The organism is Acidovorax sp. HMWF018 (assembly GCF_003061035.1).
Taxonomy (GTDB): domain Bacteria; phylum Pseudomonadota; class Gammaproteobacteria; order Burkholderiales; family Burkholderiaceae_C; genus Acidovorax; species Acidovorax delafieldii.
Genome location: NZ_QAIM01000211.1, coordinates 1 through 6,879 on the forward strand (window position 1 = coordinate 1; position 6,879 = coordinate 6,879).

General features: G+C 66.0%; 6 protein-coding genes and 2 pseudogenes. 5 read left to right on the forward strand and 3 right to left on the reverse strand.

Annotated elements, in window-relative coordinates; translation table 11 throughout:
• From DBR23_RS29580 to DBR23_RS07655, 5 genes and pseudogenes are all read left to right on the forward strand, one after another.
• Window positions 1–542: pseudogene (locus tag DBR23_RS29580) on the forward strand (hypothetical protein); the annotation flags it as partial.
• Window positions 543–550: 8 nt separating this feature from the next.
• On the forward strand, window positions 551–1,894 hold the full coding sequence (locus DBR23_RS07640) for a HupE/UreJ family protein (protein WP_158276435.1): 1,344 nt from the start codon (window positions 551–553) through the stop codon (window positions 1,892–1,894).
• 147 nt (window positions 1,895–2,041) lie between these two features.
• Complete coding sequence (locus DBR23_RS07645; protein WP_108497832.1) at window positions 2,042–2,974, forward strand: DUF3034 family protein; 933 nt, start codon at window positions 2,042–2,044, stop codon at window positions 2,972–2,974.
• Between the two features lie 10 nt (window positions 2,975–2,984).
• A complete protein-coding gene (locus DBR23_RS07650; protein ID WP_108497833.1) occupies window positions 2,985–3,461 on the forward strand; it encodes a group 1 truncated hemoglobin in 477 nt (158 codons plus the stop codon).
• A 79-nt stretch (window positions 3,462–3,540) separates the two neighbouring features.
• Entirely contained in the window at window positions 3,541–4,230 is a 690-nt protein-coding gene (locus tag DBR23_RS07655) for a plastocyanin (RefSeq protein ID WP_108497834.1), read from the forward strand.
• A 134-nt stretch (window positions 4,231–4,364) separates the two neighbouring features.
• Here the strand turns inward: DBR23_RS07655 and DBR23_RS07660 are convergent, their stop codons facing one another.
• From DBR23_RS07660 to DBR23_RS07670, 3 genes and pseudogenes are all read right to left on the reverse strand, one after another.
• Complete coding sequence (locus tag DBR23_RS07660; protein ID WP_108497835.1) at window positions 4,365–5,348, reverse strand: c-type cytochrome; 984 nt, start codon at window positions 5,346–5,348, stop codon at window positions 4,365–4,367.
• Window positions 5,349–5,541: 193 nt separating this feature from the next.
• The gene (locus tag DBR23_RS07665; RefSeq protein WP_108497836.1) at window positions 5,542–6,612 is read right to left on the reverse strand and encodes an ABC transporter substrate-binding protein; all 1,071 of its coding nucleotides are present in this window, start codon (window positions 6,610–6,612) and stop codon (window positions 5,542–5,544) included.
• 50 nt (window positions 6,613–6,662) lie between these two features.
• Window positions 6,663–6,879, reverse strand: a pseudogene (locus DBR23_RS07670) (FAD-binding oxidoreductase); the annotation flags it as partial.

The window sequence follows — 6,879 nt, forward strand, 5'->3', positions numbered from 1 at the left end:
GGTCGCTGCTGGCCGAGAGCGAAGAGCGCGCAGGGCGCGATGACGCTGCCGACGAGGCCTACCGCCGCAGCCTGGCCGATGCCCCCGACGGCTACACCGCGCTGGCCTATGCCGACCAGCTGTTGCGCCGCAATCGTGCGAGCGCCGCACTGGAGGTGCTCAGGCACCAGCCCGACAGCGACTCCGTGCTGCTGCGGCGCGCGCAGGCCCTTCGGCTGATGGGGGACGCCGCGTGGCAGCCCCTGGTGCGCGACCTGGAAGCCCGTTTTGCCGCCATCGCGGCGCGCGGAGAGGGGCTGGACGCCCATGCCCGGGAGCGTGCCTTGATGGCGCTGTGGTTGCAGGGGCAACCCGCCGCCGCGTGGAAGGCGGCCCGCACCAACCTTGCCCTGCAAAAAGAGCCGCTCGACTGGTGGCTTGCACTGCAGACCTCTGAACAATCGGGCGACGCTGCCGCCCACCAGGCGGTGCGGCAGGCCCTGCAGCAAGCAGGGCTGCAAGACCTGCGTCTGGCGCGCTGGCAGACCCGGGGAGCCCAATGATGCGCTGCATGCACTGGATAACGGGCCTCCTGCGCCCACACGGGCGTTCCCTGCGGGCCATGGTGGCTGTCGCGTTGACTGCCGCAGCACTGGCGCCCAGCGCCTGGGCCCACAAGGCCAGCGACGCCTATCTGCGGGTGACGGATGCGCTGGCACCCCAGGGCACTGCAGGGGCGGGCGCATCGATAGGCCTTGTGCTGTCGGTTGCCTTGAAGGATGTGGATGCCGCGCTGGAGCAGCTCGATGCCGATGGCGACCGCCAGCTCACATGGGGCGAGGTGCGGCAGTCCATGCCCGCCATCGTCCAGTGGGTGGGCCAGGGCATGTTGTGGCAGTGCGACGGAACGGCGACGGTGCCTGCCTGGCGCTTTGAAGCGTTGGAGCAGCGCACCGATGGGCGTTACGCGCGGCTGGCTGCGACGCTGCCCTGTGCGCCAGCCCAGGCGGTCACCCTGCGCTACGGCCTGATGCAGGGCATCGACCCCACACACCGCCTGCTGGTGGGCGGCGCGTTGAGCGGCCAGACGCTGGCAGCCGTGCTGGCCCCTGACGGGCGCTCCGGCACCGACCTGCGCTCTGCGGGCAGCCGCGCAGGACAAGCGGGGGCAGACGGTGCGGAAGGGGCTCAAGGTGCGGACCCAACAGAGCCCGGCGCCCCACGCGGCGGGGTGGCCACGCTGCTGCACTTTGTGACCGAGGGGGTGCACCACATCCTGTCTGGCTACGACCACCTGGCCTTTTTGCTGGCACTGTTGCTGCCCATATCCTTGGCGCAGCCGCAGCCGCAGCCGCAGCCGCAGCCGCAGCCCCGCCACCGCGATCTGCCATTGCACACGGAGTCCGGCACAACACCGATCGCTGAAACCCTGGCCTCCGGCGCCAGGGACCGCTTCGCCGGGATCAAGGCGCTCCTGCTCACGGTGACTTGTTTCACCGTGGGCCATTCCATCACCTTGGCACTGGCAGGCCTGGGCTGGGTCACCGTGTCGGGCAACTGGGTGGAGCCCGCCATTGCCATCAGCATCGGCATCTCGGCGTTGCTGAACCTGTTTCCCGTCCAAGGCCTGCGCAGTAGCTGGCTTGCTCTGGGCTTTGGTCTGGTGCACGGGCTGGGTTTTTCCGGGGTGCTGGTTGAAGCTGGCGTGGCGGGGGCTTCGCTGTTGTGGGCCCTGGCGGGGTTCAACCTGGGGGTCGAAGTGGGCCAGCTGATGGTGGTCGCCCTGTGGTGCGCGGTTTCGGTGGCATTGACGCGCAGGGCGTGGTACCGCTCGGTGGTGGTGCGTGGGGGCTCCGTCGCGTTGCTGGTGCTGTCGCTGTACTGGACCGTGCAGCGCCTTGCCTTCGCTGGCTGACGAGAACGGTGGCCAGTCCGTCGTGGAGGGCCAGACCCTGATCAGGCGCTAAAGACCCTTTGCGGCACTCTGGATTCACATCTGGACGTCGCCCGTGTGCGTAATGACGCTGTCGTAGCAATTATTTACAAACACGAGGAGCGCCCCATGAAGAGTCCCCTTTCCATCGCCGTGCTGGCTGGCGTTGCACTGGCCTGCAGTGCGGCCCAGGCCGATACCGGCAAGCTGCTGCTCACCGGTGGTGTCAGCACCATCGCCGGATCGGCGGGCGGCGGGCTGACCCCCTGGGCAGTGATTGGCAGCAACGCCACCGAGGGCGAGGTGGGTGTCAGCGCCTATGCCACCCGTGCTGCGACCCAGGATTACAGCCTGAACGGCTATGGCGTGGCCCTGGGGCTGCACGACCGCCTGGAGCTGTCGCTGGCGCGCCAGGACTTTGATGCCTCGCCCGCGATCGCGCTCAACGGCATTGCGCCGTTTGGCGTGACACCCGGCCAGCACATCAAGATGGACGTGCTCGGCATCAAGCTCAAGGTGGCGGGCGACGCGGTGCTCAACAGCGACAGCTGGATGCCCCAGATTGCGGTGGGGCTGGAGCACAAGCAGGTGCACCCGGGCTCCCTCAGGTCGGTGCTGGACTTTCTGGGCACCAAAACCAGCGGCACCGATGTGTATGTGAGCGCCACCAAGCTGCTGCTGGCGCAAAGCGTGCTGGTCAACGGCACGCTGCGCTACACCAACGCCAACCAGAACGGCCTGCTGGGCTTTGGCTCGGCTGCGCCTGGCAAGAACAGCCGCAGCCTGCAGCCCGAGTTCTCGGTGGCGTACCTGATCAACAAGAACCTGGCGGTGGGCGCCGAATACCGCTTCAAGCCCAACAACCTGCAGGCGCTGGGCGCTGCGGCCGGCCTGGGCGCTGCGCTGCGCGAAGACGACTGGAAGGACATCTTCGTGGCCTGGGCGCCCAGCAAGAACGTGTCGCTCACGCTGGCCTATGTGGACCTGGGCCGCATCGTGCCCGGCATCACCCAAAACCGCCGCCAGACGGGCTACTACCTGTCGGCCCAAGTCGCTTTCTGAGGAGATTTTCATGACCCACTCCAAAAACCTCATCGCCCTGGCCATCGCCCTGAGCGGCTTGCTGGCTGCCCCGGCCTTTGCGCAGACCGCTGCGGCTCCGGTGGCGAACACTGCAGCCCCTGTAGCCCCTGCCGGCCTGTACCAGGCCCTGGGCGAAAAGCCTGGCATCAGCCGCCTGGTGGACGATTTTGTGAACCGTGTGGTCAAGGACCCACGCATCGGCAGCCACTTCAAGGACACGAAACCAGCCGCCCTCAAGGAGAGCCTGACCGACCAGTTTTGCCAGTTGAGCGGGGGGCCTTGCAAATATGAAGGCGCTGACATGAAATCGGCCCATGCCGACATGGACATCAACAAGGGCCACTTCAACGCCCTGGTGGAGGTGCTGCAAAGCGCCATGGATGCCCAGGGCATACCGTTCGCTCAACAAAACCGCCTGCTGGCCTTGTTGGCGCCCATGCACCGTGACGTGATCACCAAGCGGTAAGACAATGAAAAACGCTATATTTTTAATAGCTGCTAGCGCAATATTCACTAGCGCTTGGGCCGGAAATGTTCAAATTCAGGTGCTGGACCGCGAGGGCAAGCCTGTGCCCGACGCCGTGGTGGTGGTGTACCCCGGTGCCACTGCGGGTGCGGCGCCCAGCCTGCTGCAGCCCAGCCCCACCATTGAGCAGGAGCGCATGCGTTTTGTGCCTGCCGTCACCGTGGTGATGCCCGGCACCACCGTGCGTTTTACCAACCAGGACCGCTGGGATCACCATGTGCGCGGCAACCCTACAGGCGTAGCCGCTGCAGCGGCCCCTGCTGCGCCTAGTTCCAATTTTGAGCTGCGCCTGGCCGGCAAGGCCGACGGCAAGCCCGCCAACTTTGCGGACGTCAAACTCGACACCCCTGGCGTGGTGCTGCTGGGCTGCCACCTGCACGGTTCCATGCGCGGCCACGTGTTTGTGACCGATTCGGCCTGGACACTCAAGACCGACAACGATGGCATTGCCCGATTTGCCAGCGTGCCGGATGGCGCCGCACAGGTGCGCGTGTGGCACGCCGAGCAACTGGTGGACCTGCCTCGCAAGGCGCTGAATGTGGTGCCCGGCCCGGTGCTGGATACCGTGCAGCTCAGCGTGGTGCCACGGGTGCGCCGCGCACCGCCGGCTGCACCCACCGGCCCTACCAACAGCCCCGGTGGGCCCATGGGGTCTTACAGCCTGGCGCCCCTCTCACCTGCCCAGGCACATCAGCACCCTGGCAGCTGACCCGCCACCACAGCGGGTGGTCCAAAGGGGGCGGGTCAGCAGGGCAGCGATTTTTGGGGGCGTGGTCCGTCGCCCGCTCTTTCGTCTGAGTGTCTGCGGGCGTCCCCCTGCTGGGTCGTCCACAGGTTCTCAGATCAACCCGGCAGCTTGAGCCCGCCCGGTCCGGAGGGTACGGTATTGGCGCTGCTCTTTTGGCTGCCGGCCGTTGCACTGCCCACGTCCTGCTTCACGCTGCCAGGGGGCGCGTTCAGGTACAGGTACAGCGCCTGCGCATCCACATCGCTCAACTGACCCAGCGACTCGAAGGGCATCACCTGGATCGGTGTGCCGTCAGGCCGCTTGCCTGTGCGCAGCATGGCCACAAAGCTTGCGGCGTTGGGGTAGCGTGTCAGAGCGCTGTCGGCACTGTGTGTGCCAGGGCGGATGTCTGCTGCCGCAGGCCAGTCAGGCGGGCCGCCGGGGATTTTGCCGCCCGACAGGTCGGCACCATGGCAGCCGATGCACATGTTGGCCACGTACTGGCCGTTGGCCAGCGTCACTCCGGCAGCCGTCGGCCGCGAGGGGGCCAGTTGGTGGTCAATGCGCGAGGCCGCGTCGGGAATCGCACCCAGCCCATACAGCACCCAGGCAGGGTGCGGCAGATCGACCACGGCCTGCGTGCCCTCCTTGGGGGGGAACTGGCGCACATACGACACCAGGGCGTTCAGGTCCTCGTTGGTGAAGCGGTTGTAGTCCTCGCTGGGCATAACCAGCACCGGGCGGCCATTGGGCTTGACGCCGTGGCGGATCACGCTGTTCCAGTCCTCGGGCTGGTAGCGCGCCACCACGCCAGCCGGCGTGATGTTGGGCCCTACGATGCGCGTGCCCTTGCCATCGTTGACGAACTCACGGCCCGTGCCTTGTGCGCCATGGCAGTCGGTGCAGCCACGCGATGCATACAGATAGCGCCCACGTTCGATGGTCTGCGCATCGGTGGTGTAGGCCACGGGGCGGGGTTTGATGTCGATGTAGCGGTTACGTTTTTGCTCGGCCAGGTACAGGCCGCTGGCGGCGGTGGCGACAACGATCACGCCCAGCAGCAGCGCGCTGCCTGCGGTCCATTTGATCCAGCGTTTCATGGTGGTATCCCTCTTCTTCGAATGGTGGCGGACTGGCTGAACGAATCAGCATGCCCAGGCGCCGGATTCTGAAGTCGAAGAAGCGGTTTGTGGCACCCCACCACCGCAGGGTATGGCGGGGCCGGTGACATTTGTCACAAACGGCCCGCCAGTGTGAGCAGGTGTAGCCTGCTCACACGCGCTCCATATCCTCTCAGCGCTCGATGGTCTTGTTCCAGCGCGCGTTCCACGCAGGGCGGTTGGCGTTCACGCTGTCCCAGTCCAGTGTCACGGCGTTTTTCATCCACTGGCTGATCTGCGCGACCTGGGCGGCACCTTCACCCACGGCAGGCGCCTTGGGGTTGGTGGGAATCTGCGCGCCAAACTGCAGCACGTTGGCCTGTGCCAGCGGGCTCAGCAGAAACTCGGCCAGCTTTTGCGCCAGTTCGGGTTCGCTGTTCTTGGCGATCACGCATTGGCCGGTCATCAGCACCACCGAGCCCTCCTTGGGCTGTGCGTATTCCACCGGAATGCCCTTGGACTTCAAGGCCGCCACACTGGTCGGCGTGAGCGGGAAGATCGCCGCTTCGCCCGTCTGCACCATCTCTGAAATCTTGGCCGAGCTGGGGATGTACTCCAGCACGTTCGGGCCGATGGTCTTGGCCCAGTTGTTGAAACCCGGCTCCACGTTCTTGTCGTTGCCACCCTGGATGCGGTTGAACATCAAAAAGCCGTGCAGCCCGAACGACGACGACGGCATGGACTGGAACACCACCTTGCCCTTGTACTTGGGGTCGGCAAAGTCCATCCACGACGTAGGCGCGGCCCAGCCCTTTTCGGCAAACATCTTGGTGTTGTAGGCGATGCCGGTCATGCCCAGGCTCACGCCACTGGCCAGGTCGTCCTTGAAGCGGGCGGCGGGGTAGATGTCGTTCAGATGCGGGTTGGGCTTTTGCTTTTCGCACAGGCCCATGCCCATGGCGCGCACCATGATGCCGTCGTCCAGAAACATCACGTGCATCTGCGGCTTGTCCTTGTTGGCCTGGGCCTTGGCCAGGATGTCCGAGGACGTGCCAGGCACCACCACCACCTTCACGCCATGCAGCTTCTCGAACGCCGGGAACACGTACTGCGTGTACGCCTTCTCCATCGTGCCGCCATTCATGCCGATGTACAGCGTTTTGGTCTGCGCGGTGGCGGTGCCTGCGGCGGCCACGGCGGTCAGTGCAGCGGCCGTCACAAGGGCGCGGCGGGTGCGGCTGGCAAAGCGGGGGGAGAAGGTCATGGTGGTTTCCTTTCTGGTGGGGAGGGGAGTTTTGTCGGTGGCAAACGGGGTCAGTGGGCAGCGGCAGTGCTGGCCACGTCAGCCACCGTCGTTGGGAGAAATCGCTCAATCGCAAAGGCATCAATCGGCGTGGTGCTGCGGCCATCGCGTGCCAGCTCTGCCAGCACCTCGCCCACGCCGGGGCCAATCTGAAAGCCCGCACCCGCAAAGCCAAAGCCATGGATCAGGCCGGGCGTGGTGTGGCTCTTGCCCAGCACCGGCTGGCGG